The sequence below is a fragment of the Methanocaldococcus villosus KIN24-T80 genome (assembly GCF_000371805.1).
GTDB classification, from domain to species: Archaea; AGJL01; Methanococci; order Methanococcales; family Methanocaldococcaceae; genus Methanocaldococcus; species Methanocaldococcus villosus.
In genome coordinates this window covers 317,989-333,593 of record NZ_AQUK01000001.1, presented here as the reverse complement: position 1 = coordinate 333,593, position 15,605 = coordinate 317,989, and the positions used below count along the sequence as shown (strand labels likewise).

Sequence of the window (15,605 nt, the reverse complement as noted above, 5' to 3'; positions counted from 1 at the left end):
ACCAAATTTAGATATATTTTATTAATTCTCTTATAGCTTCCTCAACATTTTTAGCTTTTACTACTCCAGAAGCTAGTAACACTCCCTCAGCTCCAAGATCTAAAGCCGCTTTTACATCTTCTCCTTTGCTAATCCCTGCTCCACAAAGTACTTTTACATCTTTATTTATTTCCTTTACGGCTTTAACTGTTCCTTCAACTACTTCAGGATTTGCTTTTGATACAGGAATTCCTGTTCCTATAAGTTCTGGAGGCTCAACAGCTATATAATCAGGATTTAGTGCAGCTACAGCTTTAGATGTATTGATATTATTTGTGCAAACAACAGTCTCTAATTTCAATTCTCTACATCTATTTATTAGCTCTTCTATATCAGATAATAATAACCTTTTTTCAGAATGATTTAATAATGTTCCAATACATATATCTTTTATTGATTCTGGCAATATATGCCCTGTATGGCTTCCAGGTTTTATATTATCAACATGCTGTGCATACACAGGGATATTCACATTTTCAGCTATCATTCTTAAATCAACATATTGTGGAGCAACAGCAATATTAACCCCACTTTCTTCTGATACTTTCTCAGCTATCTTAGCAATCTCTAACCCTCTTTTTCCTAAACTCTCTTTATATGTCTTATAGTTTATTATAATTATCATAACTATCCCACTGACATAGCTAATTTAAATGTTACAGTACCTTCTATTATTCCTGCTATTATAAATAATATAATAGAGAATATTAAGATTTTTAATGATTCTTTTAAGTAGATATAAGCTTTACCAAACTCCCTTCTAAATAAGTAGAACAACATTATATTAAAAAGTATTCCTCCAGACACAGATAATATTAATGCAGGAATCTCAAAAATTCCATGTGGTAGAACAAGATAAATAAATTTATTTAACCCATATTTATATAAAACATAGGAAAGTATATATGTGTTAATAAGTAAAATTAATAATGAAAATATTCCTGAAAAATAATCAATTAAGCAAACTTTTAGATTATTTCCCCAGATGAATGTTATTAACTCAAAAGCACTATATTTGCCTCCCTCAACTATTCCAGAATGCTTTACATATTCTTTAAACTCATTAAACATCTCATCTCCTACTTGTAAAAAATACATGTTTGAATTTATCAAAATATAGGAAATAATAAAAAAAGAAAGGAACATAATTGAAACAAATAATATAATCTTTCTATTTCTTATCAGAGCTTTTAGAATTTCTTTTATATTTAATATTTCTTTTATTGTTTCATATAAAATTAATAAAATATAAATTTCTCTCATATTCATCTACCTAACTGTTGATGTGCTTTACCCAAATGTCCTGCTGCTAATGCACCTAATAAAGATAACTCACCAGCTAAAACTGCTGCAGCTACAATTTCAGCAAATTTTAAAGCTTTGTTATCTCCATAACATCCAAGCATTTCTAAACACTCTTTTTGTGTCTCCACTCTTGTTCCTCCCCCTACTGTTCCAACAGGTAAATCAGGTAGTGTTACTGAAAAATAAAGCCCTCCATTTTCAGGTTCAGCCACTGTTATTCCTAAAGAGCCTTCAACTATATGAGCTTCATCCTGCCCTGTAGCTAAAAATATTGCCCCAACAATATTTGCATAGTGTGCATTAAAACCTATACTGTTGCTAATAGCTGAGCCTATATAATTTTTTAATCTATTTACTTCAGCTATAGCTTCAGGTGTAGTTTTTAAATATTTTTCAACTTCTTCCCTCTTTAAATATACTTCAGCTACCACACTTTTACCTCTACCATTTATCAAATTCATGCCACTTGCCTTTTTATCTACACAGGCATTTCCACTGACAGAAACGGTTTTTATATTAAGTTCTTTTTCAATATATTCACAAACTTTCTCAACAGCAATAGTTACCATATTCATACCCATTGCATCTCCAGTCTTAAAGCAGAATCTTGGATATACATACCTTCCAACTATTAAAATTGGATCTATTTTTATAAGTTTTCCATGTCTTGTTGTTGATTCTGCTATCTCTTTTATTTTCTTAAAATTATCTATTAGCCATTTTTTGAACTCTATTGCTTCTACAACAGAAGATGTTTTAAAGCATGGTGCTCTTGTCATCTTGTCATCAATGACCCTAACTGTAACCCCTCCACACTTTGTTACAACTGAACATCCTCTATTTACTGAAGCTACTAAAGCTCCTTCTGTTGTAGCTAAAGGGATGTAATAATAACCATTAGCATATTCTCCATTAATCTTTATTGGCCCAGCATATCCAAGAGGTATTTGGATAGCTCCAATCATGTTTTCTATATTTTTTTTCATTGCCATTTCTTCATTAATACTATACTTAGCTACATGCTCTAACTTTGTATTAGTCCTTATCTCAATAAACTTTCTCCTAATTTCAGTAGCTTTTTTAGCATCAACATATTTTTCTAGCATATATGGCTTTATCTCTCCTTTTAATAATTTCTCTAATAGATCCATAGCTTCACCAGAACATAAAACTTTAATATTTAAAATAGTTAAAAAAGAGATTAAAAATTTTCTATCATATATTTAAATTTATGAATATTATTGTCTAAAATAAAAAATGGTGCAGGGGGTGGGATTTGAACCCACGAACCCCTACGGGACCGGATCTTAAGTCCGGCGCCTTTGGCCAGGCTTGGCGACCCCTGCACCTTAAGCATTCTATAAAATAGAAAATAGATATATATATACTTTTTGGAGTTGTGTATAGAAAAAACAACAACATTGGTTTCCTTTATAGGTTAATAATTATTAAAAAAATAAAAATTTTTATATAAGGATTTATCTTAATGATATATTGGTGATATCATGAGAAAAACTATGGTAATTTTAATTAGCCTCTTATTTGTCAGTGCAGCAATAGCTTTAGCAGGGTGTCAGGAAAAAAAAGTTGTAGAAGAAAACAATGGAGTGGTTAAAATCTCTGTTGGTTACCTACCTACTGACCACCATGCAGCCCTATTTGTGGCATGCTATCATCCAGAAATCTTCAAAAAATATGGTATTTATTTAAAAGAAGTTGAACCTAAAAAAAAGTATGAATTGTATAAAAATGATAAGAAGATAGCAGATATTGAACTTTATCTAATAAAAACTGGTGGAGCAGACATAATGAACTTACTAGCTCAAGGGAAGCTAGATATTGGTTTAAATGGAGTACCTCCTGCAGTATTCTATATTGATAAGGGATGTAATGGAAAGATCATAATGTGCTTACAAGGAGAAGGTTCAGCAGTAGTAGTTAGAAAGGATATACCTGCAAATAATTGGCAAGAGTTTGTTAATTGGATAAAGGAGCAATATAAAGAGGGTAAGCAAGTTAAAATAGGACATCCGCTGCCAACATCTATTCAATATGTTATGATAAAAGATGCCTTAAAAGCTTCAGGAATTAGCTATACTGAAAATCCTAATGAAAAGGCAATGGTATTGTTAGTTAATTGTAAAGGACAAGGATCAATGCCACAAATGCTGTCTCAAAAACAGTTGGATGCTGTTATAGCTTGGGAACCAATGCCAGAGATTTTAAAGAGTAAAGGTGTAGGAAAAGCAATAGTTTATAGTCAAGATTTACCAAAATCTAATGGAGGTACTTGGAAAAACCATCCATGTTGCTGTGTTGTAGCTTCAGAAAAATCTCTAAAAGAGAAAAGAGATGCTATTATAACTTTTGCTAAACTATTGAGATATGCTACTGAAGAAATAAACAAAAATAGGGATCTTGCTGCAGAGGCTTCAACAAAGTGGTTAGGAGTAGATGAGAATGTTGAAAAAGAATCTGTTAAATATATTAAATATGATTGGAGAATTGAAACATTCTTACCAGGAATATTAGAATTTGTAAAAGCTATGAATAACCAAGGATTAATGAAAAATATGTTAAAAGATGTTTCTGATGAAAAAGCTAAAGAAGTAATATTTGATTTCAATGCTTACAATGAAATTAAATCTTAATCTCTTTTTTTAATAATATTTTTTGCTAAATCTAAGACATTTTCAGAGATAATATATTTACTATTTTCTTTTAATACATTATTTGCTACTTCTAATGCCTTATACAATTGAGCTTCTTCTTTAAAATAGTTTCTAGCAGCTTCAGCAACTATTTGAATAGCTTTTGCTTTACCTTCAGCTTCTATTTTTAGACTTTCAGCAATTCCTTGAGCTTTTAATATTCTACTCTGTTTTTCTCCTTCAGCTTCTAATATCTTAGCTCTCTTTAATCTCTCAGCTTTCATCTGTTGAGCCATAGCCTCTTTTATATCTTGTGGAGGGTCAATCTCTTTAACTTCAACCTTCTCTATTCTAACTCCCCAAGGGTCTGTTTCTTTATCTAATATTTCTAATAATTTTGAGTTTATATATTCCCTCTTATTTAACACTTCATCCAATTCCATACTGCCTATTATTGCCCTTAAAGTGGTTTGAGCTAAGTTAATAATAGCATATTCATAATCTTCTACTTCTAAAAGAGCTTTAATGACATCTATAACTCTATAATAAACAACAGCATCAACTCTAACAACAGCATTATCTTTTGTTATCATTTCTTGTGGGGGGATATCAACTACTCTTGTTCTTAAATCTACCTTTTGCACAACATCTATAAATGGGATAATAAAATTAATACCAGGTATTAATCTTCCAGCAACTTTCCCTAGTCTAAATATTAAACCCCCTTCATACTGTTTAACTACAACTATACTCCTTGTTATAATAATTAAAACTAATATTCCTAAAATAATCCAAAATATTATCATTTTGTCACCTTCTTAACAATTAAATGAACCCCTTCATAACCAATAACTTCTATTTTATCTCCTTTCTTTATTTCATCTTCACTTTTAGCTAACCAAGTTTGGTTCTCTATTTCAACCCTTCCATATCCTTCTTTAAAATCCTCTACTGCTCTTCCTCTTTTACCCACATACCCCTCAACACCAACCTTTACATTTACTTTCACAGAATAGACAAAGTAATAAAGAATAATTGCTGTAATAACCCCTGCTAAAATTGCTGAAATAACATCAAATATTGGATTTGGGAAAAGAATTAACAAAATACCATAAACAATTAAAGCTATCCCAATGGCGGGAAAATACAACCCAGGGATTATAGATTCAATGGCAACAATAATCACCCCTAAAATGATATAAAAATATCCAAGCATAATCTCACATTATATAGATTTATCTTTATTTATATTTAAAATTTTTTATCTCTCTATCTAATATCACCTTCTTCTCTTCTAAGCCATATGCATACCCTCCTAAAGAATCTTTTGCTACAACTCTATGACATGGGTATAAAAGAGGTAGAGGGTTTTTATTTAGAGCCCTTCCTACAGCTCTTGGAGAAGTGTTTAATGCTTTTGCCACATCCCCATAAGTTACAGTTTTTCCCATAGGAATATTTGTTATAAATATTAAAACCTTCTTTATAAATGGGCTAACTAACAATTTGTGCTTAACCTTCTTCCTAGCCTCTTTATCTGACATTTTAGCAAAATAGAGCTTTAATATAATCTCTGCTATATCTAAATATTCATCAGAAAGTTCTCCAAAACCTTTGGGTTTAGATTTTAAAGGGATAGTATTGGCTACTAAATAATCATCTTTAAACTTTAAACCAATAAAATATCCATCTATTTCAACTATCATAAAATTAAATTATTTTAAAATTAAAAAATAAATTTTACTCTTTTAAAAATTTCTTAACTATCTCTTTTATTTCCTCTAATTTTCTCTCACATCTTCCCTGTGCTAAATGTTCCTTTCCTCCTCCTTTGGCTATAGCCTTAATTAATTCATTCATACTAACATCAACTTTTTCCCCTCTTTTACATAGTATAAAGCCTTTATTATTTGTTAAAATAACTATTCTATTTCCAATAGCTAAGTTGTCAGCTAAGCTTAACAAGTCTTTTGGTTCGGCATCAACACACTCAATTAAAACTTCATAATCTCCAATTTTTTCAAATTTATCTAACAACTCATATTTTTTTAGTTCAGCTAATTTCTCTCTCATCTCTTCTAATTTTTTATTCAGCTCTTTGTTTTCTTCAAATATTTTTTCTAAAGATTTTGGTAAATCTTCATAAGAACATCTTAATATTTTAGAGCTTTTATCTAATATATCTTCTAAAGTGTTAGCATACTCTAAAGCTCTTAAACCAGAGACATAAATTAATCTTTCAACACCATCCTGAATTCTTTCAGTTTTTATAATCTTTATCATTCCAACTTCTCCAGTATTTTGGCAGTGTGTTCCACCACATGCTTGGACATCTATTAGCTCATCATTTTTGATCATCACAATTCTTAACACATCTCCTGGAACTACACCACCTTGATATATTCTAAATCCAAACTTCTCTTCAGCCTCATTTCTATCCATAAATACTGATTCAACTTTATAATTACCTAGAACAATTTCATTGGCTAACTTTTCTATTTCTTTTAACTCTTCTTTGCTAATTCTTTTATAGTGTGTAATATCTAACCTTGCTTTATCAACATCAACATCTGATCCAGCTTGATAAACATGCTTGCCCAAAACTCTTTGACATGCGGCATTAACAATATGTGTTGCTGTATGATGCCTCATTAATGTTAATCTTCTTTCAAAATCAATAACCCCCTTAACTTTATCTCCCTCTTTTAATCCTTCAACAGATTTAAGTTTATGATATACAATATTATTTTCCTTTTTAACATCTATAACTTCATATTCCTTATCTCCTTTTATTATTTTTCCTTTATCTGCCTTTTGTCCTCCTCCTTCTGGATAGAAAAGTGTTCTATCAAGTATCACATAATTATCAACAATTTTTAATATCTCTGCTTCAAACTCTTTATCATTTGGATATTTATAAAATAATAGCTCAGTCTCTTGAACATCAACTTCAGGCAGTTTTTCTTTTTTCTTTTCTATTTTCTTATGTTCATGTCTTTCTGCTATTAGTGTGTAAAAGTTGTCAGGGATATCAATATCTTTCCCATATTTATTTAATATCTCTTTAGCAATTTCTACAGGCAATCCATGGCTATCATAAAGTTCAATTAGATCATCTAAAGAAATATCTTTTTTCTTTAACAATCTTCTAACTATTCCCTCTCCCCTTTTCAGAGTCTCTCTATATCTTCTCTCCTCAATTTGTAAAACATCCATAATGTAATCTTCCATCTCTAAAAGCTCTGGATATAGGGATTTTAAACTGTTGAGTTGCATTCTAACTATTTCAGTTATTGGTAAAGATAAGTTAAGCTTATCCATATGTCTTAGTGTTTTTCTTATCAACATTCTAACTAAATACCCCTCTTGAACATTAGAAGGAACTATCCCATCCCCAAGCATAAATGCTAAAGCTCTTGTATGATCAGCAATAGCATATATATTTTCATATGGCTCTAACAATCTTGTTAACTCCTCTACATCCATTCCTACTTTTTCAGCTACCTTTTTTCTTAACTCTCTAAGATCCTTAGCATCACTTATATCCATAATTCCAGAAAGTTCAGTTATATTTTTTAATATCCCTCTTTCTATCTCCTCAACCCCTACCTCCTTTTTCAATTTCTCAACTATATTTCCAAATATTGCATCATATATTGTTTCCTTTCCTTGTGAAATCCAAACAAATCTCTCTATTCCATATCCTGTATCAACTATTTTTAAAGGAATTTCTTTATAATCATTCTCAATCTTTTCATATTGCATAAAAACTAATGTAGCTAATTCAACACCATGAGTTAATACTTCAAAACATGGTCCAGCATTTCCTCCTCCTTCCCACCAACTTTCAACAAATATTATTTTTTTCTCATCTATACCTAATCTTTTAAAAAATTTATAACAAAGTTCAACTGTTTCATCCTGCCAATAAATGTAGTTTTCAGGGGTGTTAAATGCATGATGGCCTCCCATGGTAAAGCATGTTAAGTGCCTTCCTGTTCTACCTACATTATCAATATCATTTAATCTTATACATGGTTGAGCTATTACTAAAGGGTTAGCCTTTGGTTTAATAAGCCCTTTAGTAACCCATGGTTGAAAAACAGCAATTGAAGCAATTGTTAATAATATATCATCTCTCCATCTTCTTGCTACAACAGGAGCTCTTTTTATATGTCTATGACCATGTTCTTCAAAAAATTTTATAAACTCCTTAACCATCTCATCATAATCAAAAGATTTTTTAGTCACCTTTTTACCAATAAAAGAATATTTATCACAGTCATCACAAATATCCTTTTCTTCAATACTCCAAAAATACTTTCCACACTTTTCACACTTTTGCCTTTTAAATCCCAAATCTTCAAATAGTTTTACTTTCATTTTCTTCACCTAAACTTATTTATGTAAGCTTAAGATATCTTAATTTATGTTTTAAAATTTTTGGTGATAGATATGAAAATTGCATGGGGAATAACTGGTTGTGGAGATAAGATAGAAGAGGTAGTAAATCTTATGATAAAACTAAAAAATAAATATAATTTAGATATTGATGTATATACATCAAAAAGTGGGAAAGTTGTTTTAAAGTGGTATAAACTTTGGGATCTTTTAAAAGACGAGTTTTATGATGTGAGAGTTGAAGTAGATGCAAATGCTCCATTTTTACCTGGAAAATTACAAACTGGAAAATATGACCTCTTTATAGTAGCTCCAGCTACTGCTAATACTGTGGCTAAAATTGCTCACTGTATTGCTGATACATTAATAACAAACTCTGTAGCTCAGGCAGTTAAAGCTAAAGTTCCTGTTTATATTTTTCCCCCAGATAATAGAGTTGGGGAGATAGAAACTATAATTCCTGGAGGTAAGAAATTAAAGCTTTACATTAGAAAAGAAGATGTAGAAAATGTCAATAAGCTTAGAGAAATGGATGGGATATATGTTATAGATAATGTAGAAGATATTGAGAAAGTGATATTAGAGCATCTTAATAAAAAATAACTATTTCTCCTATTAATTTTTTTGGTTCAATTTCCCTACACTTATATTCTAACATTGCTGTTGAATACTCTTTTGATTTATAGTAGCTCCAAGGATTTAATCTAACAGCATCAACAACTCTATAATTATCAATAAAAACTACATCTATTGGGTAGAACATAAAAAATGTATGGATAGACACTTTTCTTCTTTTATATAAAAATAGCATAGCCTTATCTTTAATATCTCTTAACATTAAACCCAATGCCCTTTTTATAATATTATCAGCTATTATTACTTCAAACTCTAACTCTCCAATTTTAATCTTTTTCATTATTCCCCTCTTTTTTATATGGGATAGGGATATAATAAACAGATGGTTTTGCTCCTCTTGGTTGTGGATATAGATCTAAGAGTTCATAAACCTTTTTTGGAACATTTGTATCTACTTCAATTCCAATTTCTTTTAATTTTTGTACAGTTAAAGGATAGTCATGTGTCCATTTCCCATTAGATAATATTTTAGCTATTTTTTTAGCTTTCTCTTCTCCATATTTATCTTTTAATAAATTATATACGAACTCTTCCATCTGTTTAATAGCTTTTCTAGCAATATCAACTAATATTAAAGTTTCATCATTAAGCTTTTCTCCTTTCATACAGTATGCTTCTAAGATAGAAACTGCAGGATACTGTCCAAGTTGAGGATCAACTGGCCCAAGGACAGCATTTTTATCCATTATGATTTTATCTGCTGCTAATGCTATTAATGTTCCTCCACTCATAGCATAGTGAGGAATAATAACCCTTGTCTCAGCAGGATGCTCTTTTAATGCTAAAGCTATCTGCTCAGCTGCTAATGCTATTCCTCCTGGGGTGTGGATGATTAGATCTATAGGCATATCTTCAGGAGTTAATCTTATTGCCCTAAGTATCTCTTCACTATCCTCTATAGTTATATATTTATAAATAGGAATTCCTAAAAATGATAATACTTCCTGCCTATGAATCATAGCAATTACTCTACTTTTCCTCTCTCTTTCTAAATCTTTTATACATTTTAACCTTCTCACTATTCTATATCTCCACATCAACTCTGGATATAAGAAAAGGAACATGAAGAGTAGGAAGAAAAACAAGTCAAGACTCATGTTTTCAACCTTATCGATATATTTTTATATATGTATTAGAAAGTTATTAATATCTCATTGTAGATATATAAATTAACCCTAAATAATTAATTTTTATTTGGTGAGAGATGTGAGTAAAATAAGTATCAATCCTTTAAAAATAAAATCTTTTTCTAAAATCAAAACTTATGAAGACCCCATTCCATCTCTAAAATTAGTTGTTTTAGAACCTGTAGGATTTCCAATTAAAGTCAGTAATGAAAATGTTAGAGTCACCACGGATGATCCAGTTTTATTTAATATCTATGCAAGAGACCAGTGGATAGGAGAGATTGTTAAAGAAGGGGATTATCTATTTGATAACTCTATCTTACCTGACTATGCATTTAAAGTAGTTTCAACTTATCCAAAAGAAGGAGGTATGATTACAAGTGAAACAGTTTTTAAATTGCAAACACCAAAAAAGATTATTAGAACACACTTTAAAAAAGCAAGATTTGATGAGATAATAGGGCAGGAGGAAGCTAAAAAGAAATGTAAGATTATTATGAAATATTTAGAGAATCCAAAACTCTTTGGAGAATGGGCTCCTAAAAATATACTTTTCTATGGCCCACCAGGAACTGGAAAAACATTAATGGCTAGAGCATTAGCTACTGAAACAAATTCCTCTTTCTTATTGGTCAAAGCTCCAGAGTTGATAGGGGAGCATGTTGGTGATGCTGCTAAGATGATAAGGGAACTTTATCAGAAAGCTTCTGAATCAGCTCCATGCATTATATTTATAGATGAATTGGATGCTATAGGGTTAAGTAGGGAATATCAGTCTTTAAGAGGAGATGTATCTGAAGTTGTTAATGCACTATTAACTGAATTAGATGGAATAAAAGAACATGAAGGTGTAGTTACTATTGGAGCTACCAATAATCCATCAATGTTAGATCCTGCTTTAAGAAGTAGATTTGAGGAAGAAATAGAGTTTAAATTACCAAATGATGAAGAGAGATTAAAAATAATGGAGCTATATGCTAAAAAGATGCCAATACCTGTTAAAGCTAATTTAAAAGAGTTTGTTGATAAAACAAAAGGTTTCAGTGGTAGAGATATTAAAGAAAAGTTCTTAAAACCAGCTTTACATAGGGCTATTTTGGAAGATAGGAATTATGTTAGTAAAGAAGACTTAGAATGGGCTTTAAAAAAGATATTAGAGAAAAGAAAAGAAGCTCCTCATCATTTATATATTTAAATTATCTTTTTATAACAATAGTTAATATATCCTCATCCTCTAACTTATGATCTAATCCAACCCTTTGTCCAGGGTGCTTAACAGATTTTCCCCAAACTAATGCATATCTGAAGTTTTTAACAAAATCTCTATGAAGTTTTTCACAAACATCTTTAACAGTAGCTCCTTTTCTCATTATTAAAGGTTCATCAAAATCTGGCTTTTTACCCTGTGGTTTTAAATATATTTTTATAAACCCTAATTTATTATAAATTTTCTCTTTTAATAGATCTAAATTAATACCCTTATTACCTGAAACAAGCACATAATCCTTCCCAAATTCTCTTAGCCGCTCTTCAATATATTTTATGTAATTTTCATCAGCTAAATCTATCTTATTAACCACAACTAAAGATGGTATATAAACCCTATTACCTGTAACAACATCTATAAATTGTTCTACAGTTATGGGTTCTCTAATAATAACATCAGCATTGTGTATCTTATACTCATTTAAAATAGCTCTAATCTCATCTTCATCTATATCTAAAGGAACAGTAGAATTTACAGAAATTCCTCCTCTATCTTTAATTTTTATTTTTACATCTGGCGGTTTTTGATCTAACCTAATACCTACATTATAAAGTTCTTTTTCAATTATAGGGAGGTGGTCTAAGGTAAAGATATCTACTGTTAGTAAAATTAAATCAGCTGATCTAACAGCTGATAAAACCTCTGTACCTCTCCCTTTTCCAGCTGAAGCTCCTGCTATAATTCCAGGGGCATCTAAGAGTTGAATTTTTGCCCCTTTATATTCTAAAATTCCAGGAACAATAGTTAATGTTGTGAAAGCATATGCCCCTACTTCAGACTTAGCATTGGTTAACTTGTTTAGAAGAGTAGATTTCCCTACTGAAGGAAATCCCACAAAAGCTGCTGTGGCGTCTCCACTTTTTTTAACAGCATAACCTTTTCCTCCACCCCCACTTTTTCTTCCCTGTGCCTGCTCTCTAAGTTTTGCTAATTTAGCTTTCAATCTAGCTATATGTTTTTGTGTAGCTTTATTATAAGGAGTTCTCCTCAATTCTTCCTCTATTCTTCTAATTTCTTCTTCAACATTCAATTATGATCACCTAAAAAAGAGTAAGAATTTAAAATTTAAGATTAATTTTAAAAAAAGCTAACCCTATAACTCATCTACTAATTTAATTATCTCTTTAACCTTATCATTTGTTATATAATAGAAGTTCCAAGTTCCCTCTTTTCTTGCTCTAACTATTCCTGCTTTCTTTAAAATATTTAGATGGTGGGAAATAGTAGGCTGTGGTTTTTTTAATTCTTCTATGATCTTACAAACACACATACTTCCATTTTCTGCTAATAGTTTTAATATCATTAACCTTGTTGGGTCTCCAAAAGCTTTAAAAACCTCTGCAGCCCTCTCGTATTTTTCCATTCTATCACCTTTAAATTCTATTCAAAAAATATTAGAATAAATGCATATTCTTTAATATAGGTTTTGGAATATATACTTTACTAAACTAATATAAATAATTTACTATGAAAAATTATTCTTAAAATATGTAAAAATCTATTCTATAAGAAGTTCAAAAGCAGACACTGGAAATTCTAAATCAAAATTGGTCAAAACCTCTGGATCGATTTCTCCAAAGTAGCCAATTACTCTTTTATCTTTTATTATTTTAGCACACCTACCCTTAATAAATGATGGATGATCATATCTATCTATTTCATAATCTATCCTTAACTCTCTTAAAAGAGCTTCAACATGACTTTTTATTTCACTGTAGTTTGTTTCATTACTCATTATTGCTCCAGCTATTTTTTTAATTTCCCTTACTCTATTCCCATCTAATATAACACAATCTCCTATTTCAAAAATTTTTATTGGTAATTCTTTATGTTCATTAATTTTTAAGGTTTCCATAATTAATGGTAGAATGGAGGTTCTTAAAATCCTATGCTCTATAGAAGCTGGTTTTAACACTTCTATATAATCTCCTTTTAATTTCATTTTCTCAAATAACACTTTTTCATTGGTTAGTATTAAATTAATAACTTCATAAAATCCTAAACCTATCATAATTTCTCTTATAAAATCACATCTCTTTTCTAATTTATCCAACTCCCCTATTGTAGCAATTTCTGGATAAACTCCTTTAAATTTATCATATCCATATGCTATAGCAATTTCCTCTGCAATATCAACCTCACTGAAGATATCTACTCTATATGGAGGAATATAAACAATAAGCTTATTTTCACTAAATACTGCATCTAACTTAGCCCTTCTTAGATAATTTATCATAATTCCTGGCTGTAGCTTTGTTCCTAAAATTTTATTAATATAATCAGGATTTACCACAATTGTTTCTTCTTTCAGCTTTGGATAAATTTCTCTTTCTTTTCCAATGACCTCAACACTATGAATCTTGCTATATTTTCTTTCAGCTAATGCTGTTACTAATATATTTAATGTTTTCTCAACAGCAACCTTATCAGTCCCAGTAACATCTATTAATAGATTCCTTGTTCTTTCAGTCACCCTTGTTAATTCACTGTTTATTATTGGAGGAAATGATAAAACATTCCCTTCACTGTCTAAAATTATAGGATACTTGCCCTTAATCAAATGTCTATATTTTATTCCTTTTTCATGTTTCTCTAATATTTCTTCAGCACTCATTTCTTCATTATATCCTAATGGAACAAATGAGATATTATCAACTTCTTTATAATAAAATGGAGGTTTTACTTTATCAAAATCATGAATTCCAATAGCTACTTTTTTTCTATCCCTTCCTATAACCCAATGAAGTTTTTCCTGAAGATTTATTATACTCTCTAAAACATAGTTATCAATAACTATCCCTTTTATTAATGCCATAGCTATATAAGGCCTTGTTTTTACATTTTCAACATAGAGTTTCACATCACTTTTCTCAACATCATATTTACTCATCCCTGGATCAATACCAATAAATCCTCTAAAACCTCTTGCTAACCCTTCAACACTTAAATAATCAGGTCTATTTGGATTGACAGAAAAAGATATTAATTTCTCACCTTCCTCTTCCCTAATCTCTTCTACTTCTACACCCATCATTGGAAACTTATCTTCTATAAATTTATCATCTAAAGGCATATTAACTAGCCTTTCTAAGTCATATTTTTTGACATTTACTGTAGGCATCTTTTCACCTTTATATATTCATTGTAAGCCTCTCTTTTTGTTCCTACAACAACTCTTTTATAATTTCCTTTCTTAGTTATTACTTCTTCCAATTTTCCTCTTGCTATAAATTCTTCTCCTTTAAAACACTGTCCTGCATAAGTGTGTGTGAAAGAACAGAGTTCTTTAATTTCTTTATCATTATAACATTCAATTTTATAAACAGCAGGGCTGTCAAAGATTAATTTATCATCTAAAACCTTTCCTTCTATAGAAATGTATCCTAATCCTTTATACCTCTTTTCTCCATATTTTTCATCAACTCTATCTCTAACAAATAACAAATCAAACATTGTTCCATCTATAACCCCTCTATTGTATTTCCTTTTTTCATGGAAAATAAACTCTTCAAAGGTTAAACTATTATCTTTTATTCTTTTCTCATAAGCTTTTTTCCAAAATTCTAATGTTAGAGCTTCTATTTTTCCATCTTCTATGGCCTCTTTTAAAGCCATTCTTGCCTTATTAAATTCTTCCCCATAAACAACAAAATCTATGTCAGAGTTAGGATTATTTAGTTTTAATAAAAGAGACCCTGTAACTCCAGCTTTATTTAAATTAACACCATAATCCTCTAAAATTATTGCTAACTTTCTACACTTCTCCTCTAAAGCATTCCTACTATTTTCTAAAATCTCTTTTAATCTATCTTCTGGTTTTAAAATATTTTTTATCCTATCATTTGGAACAGCATGGATAAGGATATCATTTACTTCATCATAAAATAAGTATTCACTAAATTTCTCCCTTAAAAATTTATAAGCTAAATCACTGTCTGCCATTTTTACATATTTTTTTCCATTAATTTCTCTTATATTACTCTTATCAACAGGAATATCTACATATTCATAAGGAACATACCTCAAGAATGCTATTATCCTATCTTTTGGATGGACATAGCTAACAACTGCAAAGTACATTCCTTCAACAGTTTCTATAAAAGTTCTTATTTTCATACTCAAAACCCATTTTATTGTTATTGTTGAAAATTCTTAAATTTGGTATTTAAGATTTTGTTA

General features: G+C 30.1%; 16 protein-coding genes and 1 tRNA gene. 3 read left to right on the top strand and 14 right to left on the bottom strand.

Translation table 11 applies throughout. The annotated features are described in order from the left end of the window. Positions 1–7: 7 nt before the first annotated feature. From tpiA to METVI_RS0101850, 4 genes are all read right to left on the bottom strand, one after another. Positions 8–664, bottom strand: a complete 657-nt coding sequence (tpiA, locus tag METVI_RS0101865; protein WP_017980981.1) for a triose-phosphate isomerase — start codon at positions 662–664, stop codon at positions 8–10. A gap of 2 nt (positions 665–666) precedes the next feature. Beyond that, complete coding sequence (locus METVI_RS0101860) at positions 667–1,302, bottom strand: stage II sporulation protein M (RefSeq protein WP_026152861.1); 636 nt, start codon at positions 1,300–1,302, stop codon at positions 667–669. Between the two features lie 2 nt (positions 1,303–1,304). Further along, positions 1,305–2,495, bottom strand: a complete 1,191-nt coding sequence (hmgA, locus tag METVI_RS0101855) for a hydroxymethylglutaryl-CoA reductase (NADPH) (protein WP_017980979.1) — start codon at positions 2,493–2,495, stop codon at positions 1,305–1,307. 107 nt (positions 2,496–2,602) lie between these two features. Beyond that, positions 2,603–2,690 (bottom strand) — tRNA-Leu (locus tag METVI_RS0101850). A 159-nt stretch (positions 2,691–2,849) separates the two neighbouring features. On the opposite strand from METVI_RS0101850, the gene METVI_RS0101845 reads away from it, so the two are divergent. Further along, positions 2,850–3,995 (top strand): ABC transporter substrate-binding protein, encoded by a 1,146-nt coding sequence (locus METVI_RS0101845; RefSeq protein ID WP_004593811.1) that lies wholly within the window; start codon positions 2,850–2,852, stop codon positions 3,993–3,995. Here METVI_RS0101845 and METVI_RS0101840 read toward each other — a convergent pair. The 4 genes from METVI_RS0101840 to alaS are packed head-to-tail and all read right to left on the bottom strand — an operon-like array spanning position 3,992 to position 8,378. Continuing rightward, a complete protein-coding gene (locus METVI_RS0101840; protein WP_004593809.1) occupies positions 3,992–4,801 on the bottom strand; it encodes an SPFH domain-containing protein in 810 nt (269 codons plus the stop codon). The genes METVI_RS0101845 and METVI_RS0101840 overlap by 4 nt on opposite strands. After that, positions 4,798–5,211: an NfeD family protein gene (locus METVI_RS0101835; RefSeq protein WP_004593808.1), complete on the bottom strand. Its 414-nt coding sequence runs from the start codon at positions 5,209–5,211 to the stop codon at positions 4,798–4,800. Before METVI_RS0101835 ends, METVI_RS0101840 begins: the two co-directional genes overlap by 4 nt. 25 nt (positions 5,212–5,236) lie before the next feature. Further along, positions 5,237–5,701, bottom strand: a complete 465-nt coding sequence (locus METVI_RS0101830) for a methylated-DNA--[protein]-cysteine S-methyltransferase (protein WP_004593806.1) — start codon at positions 5,699–5,701, stop codon at positions 5,237–5,239. Positions 5,702–5,735: 34 nt separating this feature from the next. Beyond that, positions 5,736–8,378 (bottom strand): alanine--tRNA ligase, encoded by a 2,643-nt coding sequence (alaS, locus tag METVI_RS0101825; RefSeq protein ID WP_017980978.1) that lies wholly within the window; start codon positions 8,376–8,378, stop codon positions 5,736–5,738. Positions 8,379–8,450: 72 nt separating this feature from the next. Between alaS and afpA the strand changes: the two genes are divergently transcribed. Further along, positions 8,451–8,999 (top strand): archaeoflavoprotein AfpA, encoded by a 549-nt coding sequence (gene afpA, locus METVI_RS0101820; protein ID WP_017980977.1) that lies wholly within the window; start codon positions 8,451–8,453, stop codon positions 8,997–8,999. Here the strand turns inward: afpA and METVI_RS0101815 are convergent. Both METVI_RS0101815 and METVI_RS0101810 read right to left on the bottom strand, forming a co-directional pair. Next, positions 8,986–9,312, bottom strand: a complete 327-nt coding sequence (locus METVI_RS0101815; RefSeq protein ID WP_004593800.1) for a DUF192 domain-containing protein — start codon at positions 9,310–9,312, stop codon at positions 8,986–8,988. The two genes, afpA and METVI_RS0101815, sit on opposite strands and share 14 nt — an antisense overlap. Continuing rightward, positions 9,299–10,129, bottom strand: a complete 831-nt coding sequence (locus METVI_RS0101810; protein ID WP_026152858.1) for an SDH family Clp fold serine proteinase — start codon at positions 10,127–10,129, stop codon at positions 9,299–9,301. The genes METVI_RS0101815 and METVI_RS0101810 overlap by 14 nt, the downstream gene beginning before the upstream one ends. A gap of 109 nt (positions 10,130–10,238) precedes the next feature. On the opposite strand from METVI_RS0101810, the gene METVI_RS0101805 reads away from it, so the two are divergent. Beyond that, on the top strand, positions 10,239–11,354 hold the full coding sequence (locus tag METVI_RS0101805) for an AAA family ATPase (RefSeq protein WP_004590360.1): 1,116 nt from the start codon (positions 10,239–10,241) through the stop codon (positions 11,352–11,354). Position 11,355: 1 nt separating this feature from the next. Here METVI_RS0101805 and METVI_RS0101800 read toward each other — a convergent pair whose 3' ends face one another. The 4 genes from METVI_RS0101800 to METVI_RS0101785 all read right to left on the bottom strand — a co-directional run bounded on the left by METVI_RS0101800 (position 11,356) and on the right by METVI_RS0101785 (position 15,548). Continuing rightward, entirely contained in the window at positions 11,356–12,456 is a 1,101-nt protein-coding gene (locus tag METVI_RS0101800; protein WP_004590357.1) for an OBG GTPase family GTP-binding protein, read from the bottom strand. Between the two features lie 63 nt (positions 12,457–12,519). Then, the gene (locus METVI_RS0101795; RefSeq protein WP_004590349.1) at positions 12,520–12,789 is read right to left on the bottom strand and encodes an ArsR/SmtB family transcription factor; all 270 of its coding nucleotides are present in this window, start codon (positions 12,787–12,789) and stop codon (positions 12,520–12,522) included. Between the two features lie 135 nt (positions 12,790–12,924). After that, a complete protein-coding gene (gene pheT, locus METVI_RS0101790; protein ID WP_004590348.1) occupies positions 12,925–14,547 on the bottom strand; it encodes a phenylalanine--tRNA ligase subunit beta in 1,623 nt (540 codons plus the stop codon). Then, positions 14,535–15,548 carry a nucleotidyltransferase domain-containing protein gene (locus METVI_RS0101785; protein WP_004590347.1) on the bottom strand — a complete coding sequence of 338 codons (1,014 nt, stop codon included), beginning with the start codon at positions 15,546–15,548 and terminating at the stop codon, positions 14,535–14,537. Before METVI_RS0101785 ends, pheT begins: the two co-directional genes overlap by 13 nt. Positions 15,549–15,605 lie beyond the last annotated feature (57 nt).